This window comes from Nonomuraea sp. NPDC049028, assembly GCF_043197735.1.
Taxonomy (GTDB): domain Bacteria; phylum Actinomycetota; class Actinomycetes; order Streptosporangiales; family Streptosporangiaceae; genus Nonomuraea.
In genome coordinates, this window is sequence record NZ_JBICTR010000003.1 from 144,532 (window position 1) to 163,290 (window position 18,759).

Below are 18,759 nucleotides of genomic sequence, written 5' to 3' on the forward strand. Positions count from 1 at the left end.
CAGGCAAATGACGGAACTCATCAGGTCGTTCACCGAACCCCACGATCTGGAGGAAATCTACGGCGTCGTGGCAGTGGACGACGCTGACGGCGAACTCGGCCTAGCCGAGCCCTCCGCCTGGGAGATCGGCCCACCAGCCCAGGGCGAATGGCTGGACGCCGGCCCCAACGGCATCACCCTGAAGCCGTCTGGCAGGGGGAGCGTCTATGTCCGCTACGAACTCTGGTCCGGGCCTCCGCCGACGGACTTGCCGGCGGAGGCTTGGTCGGGGACGATCCTCATCACCTCGGGAAAGATCAGCGCGCTGAGCGGCGGCTACGGGGATGACGACGACCTCCACACGGTCTTCGACCTTGGTAGGCCAGACATGGTGTGGAACGTGCAGGTGGGGCGCAGGACGCTAGAGAACGACGTGGAACCAGATTTCCCGCGCCACGCTTATCACACCGATTTGTTCAGACTTCAGTTCTGGCCAACCGCCCTCTGAACCGGAGCCCGCCCGCGTCAAACTGCTGGCACATCGCAACGCCCCGACGGCCAGCCGAGAGCGCGGATGCTCGGGATTGCCCTCCGGTCAGCCATCTCTTACGCATTCCGTGAGGCCCCGCAGCAGGCAATGCCGGACAGCCGTTCCGGGCAGTCGGAGATCCGCGAGACCTCTGTGCGGCCTCAGAAGCGCTTTCAGGACCGCCCGCGGACGTCTCGATGTGGCGCGCTAGGCGCACCAAGCGTGATCGCCTGGCGCGCTACGCCCTATTCGGCCAACCATGGCTATTCAAGTCAAAATGGAACCGCTAGGCGCTCTCTGGCTCCCAATGCTCGGGATCGGCGACGAACGACCCACGTCCGGGGACGGTGCGAATCAAGCCGTTCTCCCGCAGGGCTCTCATGACCTTCATACCGGTGGCCGACGCGATGCCGAATTCCGCGCCGAGCTGGACCAGCGACGGAACCTTCGCGCCCACCGGGATTGTGCCGGCGCGGATCCGCTTACTGATCTCTGCGTAGACCTGACGCCATGCGGGCGGTTCGGTTTCGATCTTTGCCACGTTGGCAAGGTAGGTGCCTCTGACCTGTCACGCGATAGCGCAACACCTAGCGAACCTAGCGCGCTATAGCTAACCTTGACTGCAAGGCGACCAAGGCGAGGGCGACATGGATCAAGAGCGGGCCGACTGGAGAGACGATCTTTTGCCGGATTGCGACGTCCGGCTGGGCGATGACGGTATCGGGCGTCCGGCGAGGCGTTCACGGCGGGAAGCTTCCGGGGGCTCGAACTCGCGGCCATGGCCAAGCGGGTCTTGCACACGTGGGGTGACAGTGGGTGATCCGGCGCACGGAGCGGAAGGGCGGCCACGTCACCGTGACGGAGTCGAGCCGGGGACGGCCGCGTGACGTCGAAGACGTGTGGAAGCTGATCATCAGCGGGGACGCTGCCTGAGCGGTCCGAACCCTCCGGTCGTCTTCCTGCTTGCTCCCGGTAACGTGCTCGTGTGCAGACGGCGTTCGTGCTCGGTGGTGGCGGTGTGCTCGGAGCGCACGAGGTGGGCATGCTTCAGGCGCTCGACGAGGAGGGCATCGTGCCCGACCTCGTGGTCGGCACGTCCGTCGGTGCCCTGAACGGCGTGCTGCTGGCCGCCGATCCCGGCCGCGCGGTGCAGCGGTTGTCGTCGCTGTGGCGGTCCGATGTGGTCCGTACGGCGTTCGCCGGTTCGTGGGTGACCCGGCTGTCCACCTTGGCGAAGACCGGTACCCATCTGCACCCGATCGGGCCGCTTCGAGCGTTGTTGAGCGAGATGCTGCCGGTTTCAGAGATCGAGGACCTGGTGGTGCCGTTCCAGTGCGTGGCGGCCTCGGTGGAGCGGGCCACCGCCCACTGGTTCGACCAGGGGCCGCTGGTCGACGCCGTCCTGGCCTCGTGCGCGGTGCCCGGGCTGCTGCCGCCCGTGTCCATCGGCGGCGAGCACTTCTTCGACGGCGGCCTGGTGCACAGCATCCCCGTCGGCCGGGCCGTGCAACTGGGGGCCAAGCGCGTCTACGTCCTGCACGTCGGACGGATCGAGCGCCCGCTCACCGTGCCGCGGCGGCCCTGGGAGGTGGGCATGGTGGCGTTCGAGATCGCGCGCCGGCACCGGTTCGCCGAGGAGATGGCCACGCTGCCGCCCGACGTCGAGGTGCACGTGCTGCCCGCCGGAGTGACGCGGCCGCTGTCGAACCTGCGCTACCGCGACCTGTCCCAGATCTCTCACTACATCGAACGCGCCTATCACGCATCTTCCCGATACCTGCGGACAGGAGGACGATGAAGACCTGAACATCCTGGAGGCCGACGTTGTTGCCCCCACGCATCCTGCGACGGCTCATCCTCGCCCCCCTGGTCATCGTGGTGACCGTGGTCGTGCTCATCACGTTGCCGGTGTGGGTCGGGGTGACGTTCGCCGCCTCACTGCGGCTGCCGCCGCCGCAGCGCCGCGGGCTGCGCTTCGTCTGGTTCGGGGTGGCCTGGCTGACGCTGGAGTCGGCGGTGCTCATCGCCTGCCTCGGGCTCTGGGTGGCGGGGGCGTTCGGCCGCGACCGGGATCAGGAGCGGCACTACGCGCTGATCCGGTGGTTCCTGACCAAGGTGTACGGCGCCGCCGTACGGATCTTCCGGCTCACCGTCGACATCCACGAACCGCCGCTCACCGAAGAGGAGCGGGCCGCCCGTCTGACCCGCCCGGTGATCGTCCTGGCCCGGCACGCGGGTCCCGGCGACTCCTTCCTGCTGATCTACCATCTCCTCTCCCTGTACGGCCGGCGGCCCCGGATCGTGATGAAGGCGGCGCTGCAGATCGACCCGTCGCTGGACGTGGTGATCAACCGGCTGCCGAACGCCTTCGTGCCCCGCCGTACCGCCGAGAGCGGCATCATCGACGAGATCAGGCGACTGTCGGCGCCCATGGACGAGGACGACGCGTTGGTGATCTTCCCTGAGGGCGGCAACTTCACCCCGCGCCGCCGCCGGCTGGCGATCCGGCGACTGGAGGAGAAAGGGCTGAAAGAGGAGGCGTCGCGGGCCCGCGGCATGGACCACCTGCTGCCGCCCCGCCCCGGCGGCGCCATCGCTGCCATCGAGTCCTGCCCGGCGGCCGACGTCATCTTCGTCGCGCACACCGGCCTGGACGACCTCATCACGGTGGGCGACGTGTGGCGCAAGTTGCCCGTCAGCGCGCACATCACCGCGAAGTGGTGGCGGGTGCCCGCCTCGCGGATCCCCGTGGCGCGCGAGGCGCGGATCCGCTGGCTGTACGACCAGTGGGAGCTCATCGACGACTGGATCAGCGCCCAGCGGCTCACCCTGCACTAGCCCCCGGCGGCAGCGGCGGGACGGCGGGCGGGCCGTTCTCGATGAGGTCGAGCAGGGCGTCCGTGTCGAGATGCTGCTCGACCAGGTCCCCGAGCGCGTCCAGGCGGCTCTCCCGCAGCAGGGCGAAGTCGGTGTCCGGCGCCGGGACGAAGGCGCGCCCGGCCCGCTCGGCCACCTCGGTGAGGAAGGCGCGGCGGAAGCCGTCGTTCTCCAGCGCGCCGTGCCAGGTGGTGCCCCACACGTCGGCCACGCGGCAGCCGTCGAGGAACGGCTCGCCGCCTTCGACGGTCGCGACGCCGTGGTGGATCTCGTACGCGCTCACCGGATGCCCGTACGCGTGACCGGCCGGGCGGCCGAGCGTCTTGCCCGCGGCGAACCGCACCCGGACCGGAAGCAGGCCCAGGCCGTCGACCCGGCCGGCGCCCGACTCGACGTCGTCGTGGATCTCACGGGCGAGCATCTGGTAACCGCCGCAGATGCCGAGAACGGGCCCGGTACGCCGCTGGACGGCGGCGGCCAGTCCCGTGTCGCGGAGCCAGGCCAGATCGTCGACCGTCGCGCGCGAGCCGGGCAGGACCACCAGGTCGGCGTCGTCGAGCTCCGCCGGGTCGGTCACGAAGCGGACGAGCACCCCGGGCTCGGCGGCCAGGGCGTCGAGGTCGGTGAAGTTGGAGATCCGCGGCAGCTTGACCACCGCCACGCGGAGCGTCTGGTCGCCGTGGGGCCGCTGCGGGGCGATCGAGCGGCTGCCGAGGGCCAGGGAGTCCTCGACGTCCATCCAGAGCCCGTCCAGCCAGGGCAGCACACCGTAGACGCGGCGGCCGGTGAGGTCTCTGAGCTGGTCCAGGCCGGGTTCGAGCAGCTCGACAGCGCCTCGGAACTTGTTCACGACAAATCCGGAAATGAGGGCTTGGTCGGCGGCGTCCAGCAGGCCGACCGTGCCGTAGAAGGCGGCGAAGACGCCGCCGCGGTCGATGTCGCCCACCACGATCACGGGCAGGTTCGCCGCCCTGGCCAGGCCCATGTTGGCGATGTCGCCCCGGCGCAGGTTGATCTCCGCGGGGCTGCCGGCGCCCTCGCAGATGACCACGTCGTACGAGCTTCGCAGCCGGTCGAGCGAGGCCAGCGCGCTCTCGCGGAGCAGGTCCTTGAGCCGGCCGTACTCCATCGCGTCGACGTCGGCCACCGGCTGCCCCATGAGGACCACCTGGCTGCGGCGGTCGCTGCCCGGCTTGAGCAGGATCGGGTTCATGTCGGCGACGGGTTCGAGTCCCGCGGCCCGCGCCTGCGCGGCCTGGGCCCGGCCGATCTCGGCGCCGTCGGCGGTGACGTACGAGTTCAGTGACATGTTCTGGGCCTTGAACGGCGCCACGCGGACACCCTTACGGGCCAGCCAGCGGCAGATCCCGGCGGTGACGACGCTCTTGCCCGCGTCCGACGTGGTGCCCGCGACCAACAGCGCTCCGCTCATCATGGCTCACATCGTAGGGCGGGTGCTCACATCGTCAGCCGGTGCTCACATCGTCAGCCGATGCTCCTTCTCGCCGCGCCACTCCACGCTCAGCACCGTGGCGTCGTCCTGGAGCCGGCCGTGCTGGTGCGCGAGGATCGACTGGATCAGCCGGCGCAGCGTCTCCGGCGCCGAGACCCCGTCGGCTTCGCGGCGCACGACGAAGTCGGTGAACCGCTCAAGCCCGAACATCTCCCCCTCCGGGCTCTGCGCCTCGACGATGCCGTCGGTGTAGAAGAGCAGGCGGTCGCCGGGTTCGAGCTGGTAGTGCTCCAGACCGGCGGACAGGCCCAGCCGGAAGCCCATCGGCGGCGACGGCACCGTCTCCAGGATGGCGACCCGGCGGCCCCGCCGGATCACCAGCGGCGGATAGTGCCCGCGGTTGACCCAGGTCAGCTCGCCGGTCTTGAGGTTCAGGTCGGCGAGGATGCCCGTGGCGAAGCGGGTCATGTCGAACTGGTCGGCTATCGCCTCGTCGATGGCCTCGCTCGCCGCCAGCAGGCCGGTCCCCCGTCGCCGGTTGTTGCGGCAGGCGCCGACGGCGATCGTCGCGGTCAGCCCCGCGGAGATGTCGTGCCCCATGGCGTCGAAGATCGACAGATGCAGCGTGTCTCCGGCGATGGCGAAGTCGAACGCGTCGCCGCCCACGTCGTAGGCGGGCTCCAGGGCGGCGCTGACCACCACCTTGTCGTTGGCGAAGCTGCTGTTGGGCATCAGGTTCCACAGCACCTCGGCCGACAGGGTCATCGACTCCGCGCGCACCAGCGAGGCGTAGGTGTCGCTGATGGAGCGCTTGCTGATCACCATCAGGGAGACCAGGCCCGCCAGCTGCTTCACCAGCAGGTCGGCGGCCTCATCGTGGGCGGAGACGGTCACCGCCAGCATGCCGATCCGTTCGGTGCCGTCGAGCAGCGGCACCCACAGCCGCCGCCGGTCCTCGTCGGGCGGCGGCTCCGGCTCTCCTTCGACGGCGTGCTTGGCCTGAACGATCTCCACATTGCGATAGGCCCGCCCGGCGAGGGTGGAGTCGATGCGGATCGCCTGCAGCGACTCCCCCGCCGCGTCGCGCTGGCCGGGCAGCGGGACGAGATACTGCTGCTGCAGGTCGACCACGTAGATCGTGGCGTGGGAGAACCCGGCCGGCTCGGCGTGCAGAGCGAGCAGGGCCGGCAGGTCCTCGATCGTGGCCAGGTGACTCGCGTCCAGCAGGGCGCCCAGCATGGCCTCTCCCTCACCTCGCATGGGCGCGCCTCCTACGTCTCCCTGAGGCTTCATACCCCGATGAGAGCCCCTAGACCTGCTGGTTCTCCGCGAGGAGGAAGAGTTGGCGGCCGCCGCGTACTACGCTGCCAGGCATGCCCCGCGACGCCCTCATGGACTGGCTCTCCACGCGCGCTCCCGAGCAGTTGGCGCTCGTGGCCGATCGCGGCGCGCTACGCGTTCGCGGTCGCGAGCCGTCGCTGGAGGACTACGCCCATCTGCTCAACCAGGATCTTGTGGTCTCCCGGCTGGTGGGCTTCTGCACGCTCCCGGAGCTTCAGGTCCTGCGCGCGATCGCCTGGCTGGCCGCCCAGCGCTACGGCCCCTTCCCCGACGACTACTGGCGCACCCCCGACCCACGCCCGGTTCCCCGGGCCGAGCTGCTGACCCTCCTGGCGGGACAGGACCAGGACCTGCGGGCGGAGGCGGACGCCGCCCTGGCACGGCTGGCCGACCAGGCCCTGCTCCAGCCGCCCCATGGCGAGCAGTGCTCGGTGGCGCCCTACGTCCACCGGAACCTGGCGGACGGCATGGGGCTGGGCCGCTCCGTCGCCTACCTCGTCGCCCGCTATTTCAACGCGCCCGAGGTCCATCGCCTGGCCACCGCGCTGGGGCTGGACAAGGCGCCGAGCCGGGAAGCCGCCGAACGCGACGTCGTGGCGTACCTGACGGATCCGGTACGCCTGCGCGCTCTGCTGGACAAGGCGCCCGCCTCGGCGACGGAGCTGCTGGAGCGGCTCACGTACGAGGGGCCCATGGTCGAGGCCCACTGTTTCCACCAGGCAGGGTCGTACGGCAGCAACAAGTACGTCTTCGCCGGCGGTTCGGGACACGCCGGCGCGGACTGGCTGGCGGCGCGCGGGCTGCTGCTCCCAGCGGGCGTGCCCCACATAGCCGAACTGCCGGCCGAGGTCGCTATCGCGGTCCGGGGCGAGCTGCGGGCGACGTTCACCCCCTACCCTCCCGAGCCGCACGACCTGGAACGGGCCGAGGGCATCGAGCCCGCGGCCGCGGCGGCGTTGGGCACGCTCACCTGGCAGCTCGAACGGTTGCTCGCCGGCTGCGCCGAACAGCCGCTCACCCTCCGCAAATCCGGCGGGGTCGCGGTGCGCGACACCAAACGCCTGGCCAAGGACATCGCCGACCCGGAGACCGTCCGCTTCCTGCTGGAGCTCTGCTTCCGCGCCGGCCTGCTGGGCCTCCTGGCCGAGCCTGCCGAGCCGCCCGCGAACCGCCGCGCCAAGGTGCCGCCGCCCACCCAGGTCGTCCTGCCCACCACGGCCTATGACCGCTGGCTGTCGCGCACTCCCGCCCAGCGGCTGGTGCCGATCATCGCCGCCTGGACCGTGTGCCGCGACATCCCGCTCTGGTGGCCCGACCCCGACCAGACGCCCGTCGCCCTGGTCGGCCTGGACGACCCGGACGCCGTCAGCCTGCGTTACGCGCTGCTGGAGGCCCTGGGTGCCGCCCCTTCGCTGCGCGCGGCCGACGCGCTGCCGTACCTGGTGCCCGCGGCGACCTGGCACCGCCCCGCACGGATACCGCAGGGGGCGGCCGGTGCCCAGCGCATCGAGTCCACGCTCCGCGAGGCCGCGCTCCTCGGCGTCATCGGCCAGGGCGCCTTGACCCGGCTCGGCCACACCGTGCTCGACCTGCTCCGTACCGGCGAGGCATGGAAGAGCGCGGACGCCGCGCTCGCCCCGGTCCTGACCGACATGCTGCCCGCGCCCCGGACCACGGCCCGCTTCCAGACCGACCTGACCGCCGTGGTGAGCGGCGCCCCTGAGGCGAAACTGGCCGCCCTGCTCAACGCGGTCGGCGTGCGCGAGTCGGAAGGCCACGCGGTGGTGTGGCGCATCAGCCACGCCTCGGTACGCCACGCCCTCGACTCCGGCCACCAGCCGGACGCCCTGCTCGACCAGCTCCGGGCCGTGGCGGAGGGCGAGCTGCCGCAGCCGCTGGAATATCTGATCAAGGACGTGGGACGGACGCATGGGCGGATGCGGGTGGTGCGATCCGGCTGCTGCATCCGCTCCGACGACGAGGCGCTGCTGGCCGAGCTCGTCCACGCCAAGCCGCTGCGCGCGCTCGGCCTGCGGTTGATCGCCCCGACCGTGCTGATCAGCGCCAGCCCGGAACGGGAGACGGTGACCGCCCTTCGAGCGGCGGGCTACGCCCCGGCCGTGGAGGCCGAGACGGGCGCCACGCTGGTGGAACAGCCCGCCACCCGGCGCGCCCCTGATCCACGTAGGCGTCGCCGTTAGGACCCGCTAGCGGCGGACGCCGCGCCGGCCGCTCGCGCTTCGGCAAGTCGTCGTCAGTCCGGGCTACTCCGGTGGCTGCTGCGGCTGACCGGGCTGTGTCGGTGGCTGACCTGGCTGCGTCGGCGGCTGACCGGGCTGCGGTTCGCCTCCTCCGTAACGGCGCCGGACCGTGTCCGCGCCCTTTTCGACCTGGTCGTCGTACTTGTGGCCGGTCCGCTCCTTGGCGAAGCGCTCGGCGCGATCCATTATCTGGTCAGCCTGCTTGGAGTGCCCTCTGGCCAGGTCCTCGGCCTTCTTCAGCCATGCTCCGATGCGGCTCATAAGTGTTCCCCTCCTCATGCCTTACAGTCGGCCCCTACCCAGAGGCGGCGCGAGGTCACACCGATGTCCGCGATATGAGACCTCTCAGGACATAGGGCATGATGCCGGCGAGCACGATGGCCGGGACCGACGTTGAGTCCCGGCCGGCCCGCTCGGGCTCCTACGATACGGCGCATGACCACGCACGGATTCACGCTCACCGCCGAGGGCCCGTTCGACTTCGGTGCCTCGCTGCGCTTCGTCGAGGACTGGCCGGCCACCAGCGCGCTGCCCTCCGACGGGCGGGCGCTGCGCTTCGCCTACTGCGCGGAGTCCGACTGGCTGCCCATCGGCGTGACCGTGACGGGCGCGCCGGGCGGGGTCGCCGTCGCCACGACGCGGCCCGCGGGGCCGGGCATCCGTGGCGAGGTGGCACGGATCCTGTCCCTCGACGTGGACGGCGCCGGTTTCGCCCGGCTCGGGGAGGCCGACCCGGTGCTCGGCGACCTCCAGCGGGCCCGGCCCGGCCTGCGGCCGGTGTGCTTCTGGAGCCCGTGGGAGGCGGCGTGCTGGGCGGTGATCGTACAGCGCTCGTCGATGCTCATCGCCGCCCGCCTCAAGCAGCGCATCGCGGAGCGGTACGGCGCGAAGGTCACCCTGGACGGACAGGTGTACCCGGCATTTCCCCCGCCCGTGACGCTGCTGGAGGCCGGCGGCCTGGGCCTGCCCGCGCAGAAGGAGGAGTGGGTGCGCGGGCTGGCCCGCGCGGCGCTCGACGGCCTGCTCACCACCGAGCACCTGCGCGCGCTCGCCCCGGAGGAGGCGCTGTCCGAGCTGCGGGCCCTGCCCGGCGTGGGGCCGTTCTCCGCCGGTCTCATCCTCATTCGCGGCGCGGGCGCGCCGGACGCGTTCCCGGGCGACGAGCCGCGCCTGTTCGCGATCCTGCGTGAGGCGTACGGCCTGCCGGAGGACGCGCCGCCGGCCGCGTACCGGAAACTGGCCGAGGCGTGGCGGCCCTACCGCTCCTGGGCCTCCTTCCTGTTCCGGGCCTCCACCTACGGCGTCATGGACGATCGGGATTGAGCACCGTCCCTGGTCTGCTCGGGTGAAGGTCTGAAGCGCGGAATCCGGGGCAGTCCGAGGGTCTTTGACGACTCTCGGGAGAATCCATGAGCGAAGCTGAGGCGATGGCACGCCGGGCGGCAGACAGCCCGGCTATGGACAAACTCGCGCGGGTTGGGCTGGTTTGTCGTGGCGTGCTCTATGGGCTGATCGGGGTGCTGGCGATCCAGATCGCGTTCGGCGGCGGCGGGAAGCAGGCCGACAAGAACGGGGCGATCAGTACGGTGGCCGCGCTGCCGTTCGGGGCCGTGCTCTTATGGATCATGGTCGTCGGGTTCGCCGCGCTGGCCCTGTGGCAGGCGTCCGAGGCGATCTTCGGCGCCCACAAGCTCAAGGACCGGGTCGAGCCGGCCAGCCGGACCGTGGTCTACGTGGTCATCTGCGCCGCACTGCTGACCATGCTGCTGACCGGCAAGACCGGGTCCGATGACAAGCGGTCACAGGACCTGACGGGCAAGCTGCTCGCGCTGCCGGCCGGGCAGATCATCGTGGGCCTGATCGGGCTCGGCATCGTCGCGCTCGGCGTCTACTGGGTGCGGTACGGCATCAAGAAGGAGTTCCGCAAGCAGCTCAGGCCGATGCCGCCGCGAGCCGGCGCGGTGATGGACCGGCTGGGGCTCGCCGGGTACATCGCGCGCGGCCTGATCGCCGGCCTGGCCGGGGTCTTCGTGATCCAGGCGGCCATCACCTTCGACCCCGACAAGGCCGGGGGCATCGACGCGACGCTCAGGGCGTTCGCCGACACCCCGGCGGGGCCCTGGCTGCTGGCGGTGGTGGCGCTGGGGCTGCTGCTGTTCGCCGTGTACTGCTTGGGAGAGGCCCGCTGGCGGCGTACCTGAGCCGTCGCTTCCTACGGTGCACCGGGCGGCGCGCGCCCGGTGCGCCGTGGCGAGCGAGCCGGACGTAGGTCGATCCGCCACGACGGCGTGCCCTGTGATTGGCTGATCGGCATGGAAGCACCTTCTCTGAGCACGTCCACCGACTCGTTGCGTCACGTGACCGAGCTGCTGCGCGAGCACCCGCTGATCGACGGGCACAACGATCTGCCCTGGGCGGCGCGCCAGCTCGTCGGCTACGACTTCGACCGGCTCGAGATCAGCGGTGACACCTCCGATAGGACCCATACCGACCTGCCCCGGCTGGCGGCCGGGATGGTCGGCGGGCAGTTCTGGTCGGTTTTCGTGCCGTGCGGGCTGCCCGGTGGGCAGGCGGTCACCGCGACCTTGGAGCAGATCGACTGCGTACGAGCCATGGTCCGGCGCTACCCCGACCAGCTGGCCCTGGCGACCACGGCCGACGAGGTGGAGCGCGTCTTCGCCGGTGGGCGGATCGCGTCGCTGATGGGCGCCGAGGGCGGTCATTCGATCGACTGCTCGCTGGGGACGCTGCGGATGCTGTACGCCCTCGGCGTCCGCTACATGACGCTGACTCACAACGACAACACCCCCTGGGCCGACTCCGCGACCGACGAGCCGGTGCACCACGGGCTGTCCGCGTTCGGGGAGGAGGTCGTACGGGAGATGAACAGGCTGGGCATGCTGGTCGACCTGTCCCACGTGTCGGCCGACACGATGCGGCACGCCCTGCGCGTGACGCGGGCGCCGGTGATCTTCTCCCATTCGTCGGCGCGCGCGATCTGTTCCGCGCCGCGCAACGTACCGGATGACGTGCTGGAGACGCTGGCGGGCAACGGCGGGGTGTGCATGGCCGTGTTCGTGCCCTCCTTCGTGTCGCAGGCCAACTGGGAATGGCGGCAGGCGGGCACCGACGCCGCCCGCACGGCCGGGGTGAACACCCATGACTACGAGGCGACCCACGAGTTCCTGGCCACCTGGGAGAAGTCGCACCCCAAGCCCGCCGTCACGCTCGACGACGTGGTGGCGCACCTCGAGCACATCCGCGAAGTGGCCGGTATCAACCATCTCGGCATCGGCGGCGACTACGACGGGTGCGACGGGCTGCCCGTCGGCCTGGAAGACGTGCGCGGCTACCCTCGGCTCTTCGCGGCCCTGGCCGACCGGGGCTGGTCCGACGACGATCTGGCGAAGGTGGCCGGGCGCAACGTGCTGCGGGCGCTGCGCGGCGCCGAGGCCACCGCCGCCGACCTGCGGGATCGCGAGCAGCCGAGCACGGTACGGTTCAGCGCGGCCGCCGGCTCATAACGACTACCCGTCCCAGATCTCGTCTGAGCGCCCGTCCGGTGGCAGGCAGACCGTGAGGGCGCCCGGGACGGCCTTCGCCTTGAGGCGGGTGGTGGCCTCGCGGTCGCCGCCGTCGAGCTCGTACGTCAGCGGAGCGCCGAACCGGGCGGACACCTTCCTGGCGCGGGTGATCCGGACGAACGGCGAGTCGTCGGAGCGTCCCGTGGCCATCCTGCCGATCACCCGGGCCCATTGGACCGGCCCCTGGGCGGTGGAGACCCCGACGTCCAGCCAGCCGTCGTCCGGCTGGGCGTCGTCGAACGCCTCGATGCCGCCGGCGATCGTGCTCACGTTGCCCAGCAGCAGGCAACTCGCCTCCCCGTCGAACCAGGTCGTCCCATCGATCTTGATCTCCATCGGCACCAGCGGCCCGCCGACGTGCCGGACGGCCGCCTTGACGTAGCTGAGCCTGCCGAGCCGCTCCTTGGCCTGCCTGTCGGCGTCGGCGATCATCTCGGCCTCGAACCCGGCCCCCGCCATCACCGCGAAGTGCTCGCCGTTCAGCACTCCCAGGTCCAGCTTCTCCCGGCGGCCATGGAAGCCGATGCGTACCGCCTCTTCGAGGTCGATGGGGATGCCGACGTTGTTGGCGAACAGGTTCCCGGTCCCCGCCGGGAGGACCGCCATCGGCACCCCGGAGCCGGCCATCACGTCGGCGCACCGTTGCACCATGCCGTCGCCGCCCCAGACGAACACCAGGTCGGCGCCCTTCTTGAGCGCCTCGCGGACCTTCTTGCGCGCCTTCTTGCTCTTGGGCACCTCGTACCAGAGGAGCTCGCCGACGTCCTCTTCGGTGATGAGCACGCGCAGCCTGTCCAGGCCTGCGCCGAGAGTCTTCTTGCGGTGCGCGACGACCGCCACGGTGGGGGACATGGTCACCGGACTACCCTCGGCACCGGTTTTCAGGCAGGAATCAATGGCCGCTGTCTGGGTAGCCGAGCGCGAATGCCGAACGAGGGAGGATCAGGACAGTGAGCCGCCAATGGGTCAAAGCTCGCGTCGATCCTGACCGCAGTCTGGGGCTGCGGCTGACGATCGCCAGCCTCGCGGTGGCGCTCATCATGGTCCCGTTCAGCCTGTTGCTCGTCGTGGCCAAGATGCCGGTCAACGGGCTGGACAAGCACGTCGCCGATGATCTGCACGCGTACGCGATCACCCATCCAGGCGTGACCAGGGTGCTCATCGTGTGGACGGATCTGTTCGGCCCGTGGCCGTGGCGGATCGCGGTCATCGTGTTCGCCGCCTGGCTGTGGCACAAGGGCGCGCGACGGCTGGCCGTCTGGGCCATCGCCACCATCACCGTGGGCGGGCTGCTCGGCCTGGCACTCAAGATCATTACTGCCCGCGCCAGACCGCACCTGCCGGATCCCGTCGCGCTCGCGCCCGGCGACTCCTTCCCGTCGGGCCACGCGGTCAACGTGACGCTCGGCGCGGGAGTGGTCGTCCTGCTCCTCCTGCCCATGCTGCCCCGGTGGGGGCGGCGCCTGACCTGGGCCGTCGCCTGGTTTTTGGTGCTGTCGGTCGGCTACACCCGGATCGCGCTCGGCGTGCACTGGGTGAGCGACGTGGTCGCCGGGATCATCCTGGGCGTGGCCGTGGTCGCCGCCACCGCGGCGGGATTCGAGACGTGGCGGCGCGAGCAGGGCCGCAGGCCCAACTCGCCGCTGGCCGAAGGAGTGGAACCCGAGTCAGAGAAGGTGACCCATGACCAAAGCTGAGCACGTGAAGTATTACGCGCTGACGATCTTATTGCCGATGCTGCTGATGGCCGCGGTGACGTTCGGCGTGGGCAAGCTGATCGTCGCCTGGCCCACCGGCGAGGCGGAGGTGAGCCGGAGCCTGGCCGCCGGCCGCACCCCGCTGTGGAACACGCTCACCGACTTCGGCACCAGCCTCTCGGACACTCCCTACATCGTGGCACTCACCGCGATAGCCGCGATCGTCTTCAGAATCGTGTACAAGCGCTGGCGGGAATCGATCTTCCTGATCGCGGCCGTCTGGAGCCAGTCGCTCATCTTCCTGGCCACCACCACGCCCGTCGGCCGGCACCGGCCGCCGGTACAGCACATCGACCCGGCCCCGCCCACCTCCAGCTTCCCGTCGGGGCACGTCAGCGCCGCCGTCGGGTTCTACTGCTCGGTCGCGCTCATCCTGAGCATGCACGTCCGCAACAGGGCGCTCCAGGTGGTGATCTGGGTGCTCGGCGTCGCCGCCCCGCTCATCGTCGCCTTCTCCCGCCTGTACCGGGGCATGCACTTCCTCACCGACATCACCTGGGGCCTGCTGCTCGGCATCGGCTGCGTGGTGATGGCCGCTCGGGCGATCTTGTACCGGCGTGACAGGCAGCGTGGGCATCAGGCGCCGGAGCTCGTCCGACCGGCGTAGATGGCTCCTATTTGAGAACGTGGCCGACGAGCTTCCCACCGTTCCCGGCGACGGCCAGGCAGTACGCCGTCCTGCTCTTCGGCCAGTCCTGCTCCGCTGGGACGATCTCGATGAAGCCGACCTCCTCCCTCCTCGATGCCACGTACCGCAGCCTGGGCGCGCAGCCGTTCTCGGCCAGCCGTCGCATCTCGGCCATGCCCGGCCATGGGCCGTCGGCGATGACGTACATGGCCCCGTACTCCGCCGAGTGCGGCACCGTGCAAGGCACCACGGTCACCATGAAGCTCTCGGGCATGGGCTCGATGCAGTCGCCGGGGCGTAGTTCGGTGGCGTGATACTGCACCCCGGCTGCCGGGCTCGCCGCCCCGCTGGAAGATTCGGCGGACGGGGCGGGCTGCGCCGATACGGCTGGAGGCGTCGCTACGGCGGGGGGCGTGGCGCTGCAGCCCAAGAGTGCGGCCAGCAGGCACACGCTCGCGAGTAAGGGACGGGTCATGGGACCGGATGATGGCAGGTGAAGATCACGCGGCAGTTTCGTGGGACGTTTGCGAGCCGGCCTCGGGGTAGCGAGTTGAGTTCATGAGCGACCTGGAGACTGGCACCATCACCACCAAGGTGCCCGCGAGACTCGATCGGCTGCACTGGTCACGCTGGCACTGGATGATCGTCATCGGCCTCGGCACCGTCTGGATCCTGGACGGGCTCGAAGTGACCATCGTGGGCAACCTCTCGGCCCAGCTCGCCAAACCCGGAAGCGGCCTGGACATCACGCAGGCGCAGGTCGCCGGCCTGGCCGCCGCGCTGTACGTCGCGGGTGCCTGCTCGGGGGCGCTGTTCTTCGGCTGGCTGACCGACCGGTTCGGCAGGAAGAAGCTGTTCCTGATCACGCTGGTCGTCTACCTGGTCGCGACCCTGATGACCGCGTTGTCGTTCGACGCGTGGTGGTTCTTCCTGTTCAGGTTCATGACGGGCTTCGGCATCGGCGGGGAGTACGCGGCGATCAACTCGGCCATCGACGAGCTGATCCCGAGCGCCCACCGGGGGCGGATCGACATCATCATCAACGGCAGCTACTGGCTCGGGGCGGCGGGCGGCGCCCTGCTGACCGTGCCGCTGCTGAACGACCTGCCGGTCAACATCGGCTGGCGCGTCGCCTTCGGGCTGGGCGTGGTGCTTGGTCTGGCCATTCTGCTCGTACGGCGCCACGTACCGGAAAGCCCGCGCTGGCTGTTCATCCACGGCCGTGGCCAGGAGGCCGAGGAGATCGTCGACGACATCGAGCGCCAGGTGGGCGGGGACCTGCCGGAGCCGGCGCAGTCGATGACGATCCATCAGCGCAAGTCCATCGGGTTCGTCCGGATCGCGCACACCATGGTGGCGCTCTATCCCAAGCGGACGGTGCTCGGCCTGTCGCTCTTCATCGGCCAGGCGTTCCTGTACAACGCGATCACCTTCGGGTATGCGCAGATCCTGTCCACGTTCTTCAAGATCGACACCCATACCGGCTACTACTTCGCGGTCATCGCGGTCGGCAACTTCCTGGGCCCGCTGCTGCTCGGGCGGCTCTTCGACACGGTCGGCCGGATCCCGATGATCTCCGCCACGTACATCGGATCGGGGCTGTTGCTGCTCGGCACGGCCTGGCTCTTCAACCAGGGGATGCTCACGGCGGTGACGCTGACGGCCTGCTGGTCGGTGGTACTGTTCGTGGCCTCGGCGGGAGCCAGTTCGGCGTATCTGACGGTCAGCGAGATCTTCCCGATGGAGACGCGGGCGATGGCCATCGCGTTCTTCTTCGCCATCGGCACGGCGGCGGGCGGCATCGCGGGCCCGCTCGTCTTCGCCCACCTGGTCGAGACGGGTGTGCCGGGCGACACGGCGCTGGCCTTCTCGATCGGGGCCATCATCATGATCCTGGCGGGGCTGGTGGAGCTCTTCCTGGGCGTCAAGGCCGAACGCAAGGGCCTGGAGGAGATCGCCACTCCCCTGACGGCCGCCGAGACAGGCCAGGCGGCTTGACCCGAGCCTGAACACGCGTCACTCGGCCGTGTGCGCGAGGATGGCGGCGGCCAGCTCCTCGTGCACCTCAGGCGGCAGTGTGTGGCCCATCCCCGCCACGATCATCAGCCGCGCCCCTGGGATCTGCTCGGCGATGATCGCGCTGTGGCCCGGTTTGGCCGGCTCGTGGCTGCCCTCGATGACCAGGGTGGGTGCCTTCACCTGATGGAGTACGCCCACCGGCTCGAAGTCGGGCTTGGCCATGGCGGCCAGCCGGTGGTTGGCCACCGCCGACAGGTCGCGGGCCCGGTCGTAGATCCGTTCCTGCAGCCGCCGCGCCGCGTCCTCGTCGAACGGCAACCCGGTGCCGTGCAGCAGCCGCTGCTCAGCGATCATGCCGTCGATCCGCGCGCGCCGATCCGCCGGTGGCGGCGCGGCCATCAACCTACGGTAGAAGTCCACGAACTCCGGCGCCGGCTCCGGCAGGCTCCCCTCGGGCTGCGGCTGCCCCATCAGAGCCCGCATGATCACCTGGCCCTCGCCGCCGCCCAGCGGGGAGGAGCCGATGACGGTCAGCGACCGCACCCGCTCCGGCCGCTCCACCGCGGCGAACTGGCCGAGCAGGCCGCCCGCCGAGTGACAGACCAGGTGCGCGCTCGCCAGGCCGTGGTCGTCCATCACGCGGTAGACGTCGTTCTTGATGTCATCCCATGTGTACGGCTGCGCCGCGAAGTCGACGGTGCCCGACATGCCGGTGTCGCGGTGGTCGTACCGGATCACCCGGCGGCCCCCGGCGCTCAGCCGGCCGACGAACTCGTCCGGCCACAGGATGCCCTGCGACATCGAACCCATGATCAACAGGATCGGCGCATCCGTCTCGGCGCCGAACTCTTCGCTCCAGATGTTCACGTTTTGCATGCCTCAAAGCATGCCGTCCCCGGCTACGGGCGCCTTCTGTAGAACTACTAGTGGCGCCACATCCGTACGGGGAGGAAGAACGGCCGCGGCTCTGGACAATGTGCTGCCCACGTGATCTGACGGAGTAAGAGCGTCAACGATCACGAACAGGAGCACCTGGACATGAGCGACACGCTGCGACTCCACACCGCCGGCCCCGCCCTGCTGGAGCGAGCCCGTGACCTGCGCCCACTGATCGAGCGTGAGGCGGCCGCCGCCGAGGCGCAGGGCAGGCTCACCACGCCCGTCGTGGATGCCCTGCATGAGGCGGGACTTTTCGGTATATGGGTGCCTACGCCGCTGGGCGGCGCCGAGTTGTCCCCCAGGGAGCTGCTCGCCGTCTTCGAGGAGCTGTCGTACGCCGACCCCTCGACCGGCTGGGTGGTCATGGCCACCACTCTGGCAAACGGCACGGCCGGCGCCTACCTGGGTGACGAGGCCGTCGCGCGGATCTTCACGGGCCCGCGGATGCCGGTCATCGCGGGCCAGGGCACCCGGCCGGGCACCGCCATACGCGAAGACGGCGGTTTCCGTCTCAGCGGCCAGTGGGGTTTCGCCTCGGGCATGCCGCACGCCCAGTACGCCCACAGCCTGGGCGCCGTCGAGGGCACCGACGAGGCCCGGATCTTCATCACCCCGATCGAAGACGTCAAGATGCTCGGCAACTGGGACGTCCTGGGCCTGCGCGCCACAGGCAGCATCGACTACGCCATCGACGGCGCCTTCGTACCGGAGTCGCAGACGCATATCGTCACGCACAACGAACCGCTGCGCGGCGGCGCGATCTTCCGGCTCGGCGTCCTCGACCAGGCGATGATCTGTCACTCCGGCTGGGCGCTCGGTGTCGGCCGCCGGCTGCTCGACGAGCTGAGCCGGCACGCCGGGGCGCGGGCCGGGCGGCCCGGCCAGATCGCCGCCAGCGATGCCTTCCACGCCGACTTCGCCCGCGCCGAGGCGGCGTTCCGTGCGGCCAAGGCCCTAGTGCAGGAGACCTGGGACGACACCGAACGCACCCTGGACGCGGGCCGGACGCTCGACGTACGCCAGGAGACGATGGTGCGGCTCGCGCTCAACCACATCACGTCGACGATCGCCGAGGTTGCCCGGTTCGTCTACGCGTCGGGCGGCACCTCGGCACTGCGCGACGGGCTGATCCAGCGGCTGTTCAGGGACGTCCACGCCGGCACCGCGCACATCACCTCGGGCCCGCAGGTGCTTCAGGAGTGCGGCCGGGAACTGGCCGGGCTGGCGCCGGGCCAGTCCTGGATGCTCTTCGCCCTGGAGGCGTGAGGCGCCCTGGAGGCGTGAGGGGCACCCGAACCCAGGGCTCGGGTCGTCGCTCGGGAGCGGTGACAGCTCGCCCGGGCGCCAACGAGTCGACCTCGGCCAGGACGTCGATGGCGGTCTCGCAGGCGC

Annotated in this window: 18 protein-coding genes; 11 read left to right on the forward strand and 7 right to left on the reverse strand. The window is 70.3% G+C overall.

What is annotated here, in order from left to right:
* Nucleotides 1–7: 7 nt before the first annotated feature.
* The gene (locus ACGFJ2_RS11640; RefSeq protein WP_393467213.1) at nucleotides 8–487 is read left to right on the forward strand and encodes a hypothetical protein; all 480 of its coding nucleotides are present in this window, start codon (nucleotides 8–10) and stop codon (nucleotides 485–487) included.
* 307 nt (nucleotides 488–794) lie between these two features.
* On the opposite strand, the gene ACGFJ2_RS11645 is transcribed toward ACGFJ2_RS11640, so the two are convergent.
* A complete protein-coding gene (locus tag ACGFJ2_RS11645; protein ID WP_393467216.1) occupies nucleotides 795–1,049 on the reverse strand; it encodes a GntR family transcriptional regulator in 255 nt (84 codons plus the stop codon).
* A gap of 444 nt (nucleotides 1,050–1,493) precedes the next feature.
* On the opposite strand from ACGFJ2_RS11645, the gene ACGFJ2_RS11650 reads away from it, so the two are divergent.
* Together ACGFJ2_RS11650 and ACGFJ2_RS11655 are read left to right on the forward strand one after the other, a co-directional pair.
* Nucleotides 1,494–2,306 (forward strand): patatin-like phospholipase family protein, encoded by an 813-nt coding sequence (locus ACGFJ2_RS11650; RefSeq protein WP_393467219.1) that lies wholly within the window; start codon nucleotides 1,494–1,496, stop codon nucleotides 2,304–2,306.
* Nucleotides 2,307–2,335: 29 nt separating this feature from the next.
* Nucleotides 2,336–3,346 carry a 1-acyl-sn-glycerol-3-phosphate acyltransferase gene (locus ACGFJ2_RS11655; protein WP_393467222.1) on the forward strand — a complete coding sequence of 337 codons (1,011 nt, stop codon included), beginning with the start codon at nucleotides 2,336–2,338 and terminating at the stop codon, nucleotides 3,344–3,346.
* Here the strand turns inward: ACGFJ2_RS11655 and ACGFJ2_RS11660 are convergent.
* Together ACGFJ2_RS11660 and ACGFJ2_RS11665 are read right to left on the reverse strand one after the other, a co-directional pair.
* Complete coding sequence (locus tag ACGFJ2_RS11660; protein WP_393468503.1) at nucleotides 3,333–4,817, reverse strand: cobyric acid synthase; 1,485 nt, start codon at nucleotides 4,815–4,817, stop codon at nucleotides 3,333–3,335. The two genes, ACGFJ2_RS11655 and ACGFJ2_RS11660, sit on opposite strands and share 14 nt — an antisense overlap.
* 45 nt (nucleotides 4,818–4,862) lie before the next feature.
* Complete coding sequence (locus tag ACGFJ2_RS11665; protein WP_357953679.1) at nucleotides 4,863–6,098, reverse strand: PP2C family protein-serine/threonine phosphatase; 1,236 nt, start codon at nucleotides 6,096–6,098, stop codon at nucleotides 4,863–4,865.
* A gap of 113 nt (nucleotides 6,099–6,211) precedes the next feature.
* Here ACGFJ2_RS11665 and ACGFJ2_RS11670 point away from each other — a divergent pair, with 113 nt between their 5' ends.
* Entirely contained in the window at nucleotides 6,212–8,380 is a 2,169-nt protein-coding gene (locus ACGFJ2_RS11670; RefSeq protein ID WP_393467225.1) for a helicase-associated domain-containing protein, read from the forward strand.
* Nucleotides 8,381–8,443: 63 nt separating this feature from the next.
* On the opposite strand, the gene ACGFJ2_RS11675 is transcribed toward ACGFJ2_RS11670, so the two are convergent.
* Nucleotides 8,444–8,701 (reverse strand): antitoxin, encoded by a 258-nt coding sequence (locus ACGFJ2_RS11675; RefSeq protein ID WP_393467228.1) that lies wholly within the window; start codon nucleotides 8,699–8,701, stop codon nucleotides 8,444–8,446.
* A 174-nt stretch (nucleotides 8,702–8,875) separates the two neighbouring features.
* On the opposite strand from ACGFJ2_RS11675, the gene ACGFJ2_RS11680 reads away from it, so the two are divergent.
* The 3 genes from ACGFJ2_RS11680 to ACGFJ2_RS11690 all read left to right on the forward strand — a co-directional run bounded on the left by ACGFJ2_RS11680 (nucleotide 8,876) and on the right by ACGFJ2_RS11690 (nucleotide 11,964).
* Complete coding sequence (locus ACGFJ2_RS11680) at nucleotides 8,876–9,763, forward strand: DNA-3-methyladenine glycosylase family protein (RefSeq protein ID WP_393467231.1); 888 nt, start codon at nucleotides 8,876–8,878, stop codon at nucleotides 9,761–9,763.
* 86 nt (nucleotides 9,764–9,849) lie between these two features.
* Nucleotides 9,850–10,641: a DUF1206 domain-containing protein gene (locus ACGFJ2_RS11685; RefSeq protein ID WP_357953686.1), complete on the forward strand. Its 792-nt coding sequence runs from the start codon at nucleotides 9,850–9,852 to the stop codon at nucleotides 10,639–10,641.
* A gap of 111 nt (nucleotides 10,642–10,752) precedes the next feature.
* Entirely contained in the window at nucleotides 10,753–11,964 is a 1,212-nt protein-coding gene (locus ACGFJ2_RS11690) for a dipeptidase (protein ID WP_357953688.1), read from the forward strand.
* A 3-nt stretch (nucleotides 11,965–11,967) separates the two neighbouring features.
* Here ACGFJ2_RS11690 and ACGFJ2_RS11695 read toward each other — a convergent pair whose 3' ends face one another.
* Nucleotides 11,968–12,876, reverse strand: coding sequence for a diacylglycerol kinase family protein (locus tag ACGFJ2_RS11695; protein ID WP_358183506.1), 909 nt, complete (start codon nucleotides 12,874–12,876; stop codon nucleotides 11,968–11,970).
* Between the two features lie 98 nt (nucleotides 12,877–12,974).
* Between ACGFJ2_RS11695 and ACGFJ2_RS11700 the strand changes: the two genes are divergently transcribed.
* Both ACGFJ2_RS11700 and ACGFJ2_RS11705 read left to right on the forward strand, forming a co-directional pair.
* A complete protein-coding gene (locus ACGFJ2_RS11700) occupies nucleotides 12,975–13,721 on the forward strand; it encodes a phosphatase PAP2 family protein (RefSeq protein WP_358183310.1) in 747 nt (248 codons plus the stop codon).
* Nucleotides 13,708–14,388 carry a phosphatase PAP2 family protein gene (locus tag ACGFJ2_RS11705; RefSeq protein WP_393467236.1) on the forward strand — a complete coding sequence of 227 codons (681 nt, stop codon included), beginning with the start codon at nucleotides 13,708–13,710 and terminating at the stop codon, nucleotides 14,386–14,388. Before ACGFJ2_RS11700 ends, ACGFJ2_RS11705 begins: the two co-directional genes overlap by 14 nt.
* Before the next feature lie 7 nt (nucleotides 14,389–14,395).
* Here the strand turns inward: ACGFJ2_RS11705 and ACGFJ2_RS11710 are convergent, their stop codons facing one another.
* Nucleotides 14,396–14,884 (reverse strand): hypothetical protein, encoded by a 489-nt coding sequence (locus ACGFJ2_RS11710; protein WP_393467239.1) that lies wholly within the window; start codon nucleotides 14,882–14,884, stop codon nucleotides 14,396–14,398.
* Nucleotides 14,885–14,967: 83 nt separating this feature from the next.
* On the opposite strand from ACGFJ2_RS11710, the gene ACGFJ2_RS11715 reads away from it, so the two are divergent.
* Nucleotides 14,968–16,407 (forward strand): MFS transporter, encoded by a 1,440-nt coding sequence (locus ACGFJ2_RS11715; protein WP_357953696.1) that lies wholly within the window; start codon nucleotides 14,968–14,970, stop codon nucleotides 16,405–16,407.
* 18 nt (nucleotides 16,408–16,425) lie between these two features.
* Here the strand turns inward: ACGFJ2_RS11715 and ACGFJ2_RS11720 are convergent, their stop codons facing one another.
* Complete coding sequence (locus tag ACGFJ2_RS11720; protein ID WP_393467242.1) at nucleotides 16,426–17,304, reverse strand: alpha/beta fold hydrolase; 879 nt, start codon at nucleotides 17,302–17,304, stop codon at nucleotides 16,426–16,428.
* A gap of 162 nt (nucleotides 17,305–17,466) precedes the next feature.
* Between ACGFJ2_RS11720 and ACGFJ2_RS11725 the strand changes: the two genes are divergently transcribed.
* Nucleotides 17,467–18,633 carry an acyl-CoA dehydrogenase family protein gene (locus ACGFJ2_RS11725; protein ID WP_393467244.1) on the forward strand — a complete coding sequence of 389 codons (1,167 nt, stop codon included), beginning with the start codon at nucleotides 17,467–17,469 and terminating at the stop codon, nucleotides 18,631–18,633.
* Nucleotides 18,634–18,759 lie beyond the last annotated feature (126 nt).

Coding starts and splice junctions, on each gene's coding strand:
- ACGFJ2_RS11640 (WP_393467213.1), top strand. CDS start 8: ATGACGGAACTCATCAGGTCGTTCACCGAACCCCACGATCTGGAGGAA.
- ACGFJ2_RS11660 (WP_393468503.1), bottom strand. CDS start 4,817: ATGAGCGGAGCGCTGTTGGTCGCGGGCACCACGTCGGACGCGGGCAAG.
- ACGFJ2_RS11665 (WP_357953679.1), bottom strand. CDS start 6,098: ATGCGAGGTGAGGGAGAGGCCATGCTGGGCGCCCTGCTGGACGCGAGT.
- ACGFJ2_RS11670 (WP_393467225.1), top strand. CDS start 6,212: ATGCCCCGCGACGCCCTCATGGACTGGCTCTCCACGCGCGCTCCCGAG.
- ACGFJ2_RS11675 (WP_393467228.1), bottom strand. CDS start 8,701: ATGAGCCGCATCGGAGCATGGCTGAAGAAGGCCGAGGACCTGGCCAGA.
- ACGFJ2_RS11680 (WP_393467231.1), top strand. CDS start 8,876: ATGACCACGCACGGATTCACGCTCACCGCCGAGGGCCCGTTCGACTTC.
- ACGFJ2_RS11685 (WP_357953686.1), top strand. CDS start 9,850: ATGAGCGAAGCTGAGGCGATGGCACGCCGGGCGGCAGACAGCCCGGCT.
- ACGFJ2_RS11690 (WP_357953688.1), top strand. CDS start 10,753: ATGGAAGCACCTTCTCTGAGCACGTCCACCGACTCGTTGCGTCACGTG.
- ACGFJ2_RS11695 (WP_358183506.1), bottom strand. CDS start 12,876: ATGTCCCCCACCGTGGCGGTCGTCGCGCACCGCAAGAAGACTCTCGGC.
- ACGFJ2_RS11705 (WP_393467236.1), top strand. CDS start 13,708: ATGACCAAAGCTGAGCACGTGAAGTATTACGCGCTGACGATCTTATTG.
- ACGFJ2_RS11710 (WP_393467239.1), bottom strand. CDS start 14,884: ATGACCCGTCCCTTACTCGCGAGCGTGTGCCTGCTGGCCGCACTCTTG.
- ACGFJ2_RS11715 (WP_357953696.1), top strand. CDS start 14,968: ATGAGCGACCTGGAGACTGGCACCATCACCACCAAGGTGCCCGCGAGA.
- ACGFJ2_RS11720 (WP_393467242.1), bottom strand. CDS start 17,304: ATGCAAAACGTGAACATCTGGAGCGAAGAGTTCGGCGCCGAGACGGAT.
- ACGFJ2_RS11725 (WP_393467244.1), top strand. CDS start 17,467: ATGAGCGACACGCTGCGACTCCACACCGCCGGCCCCGCCCTGCTGGAG.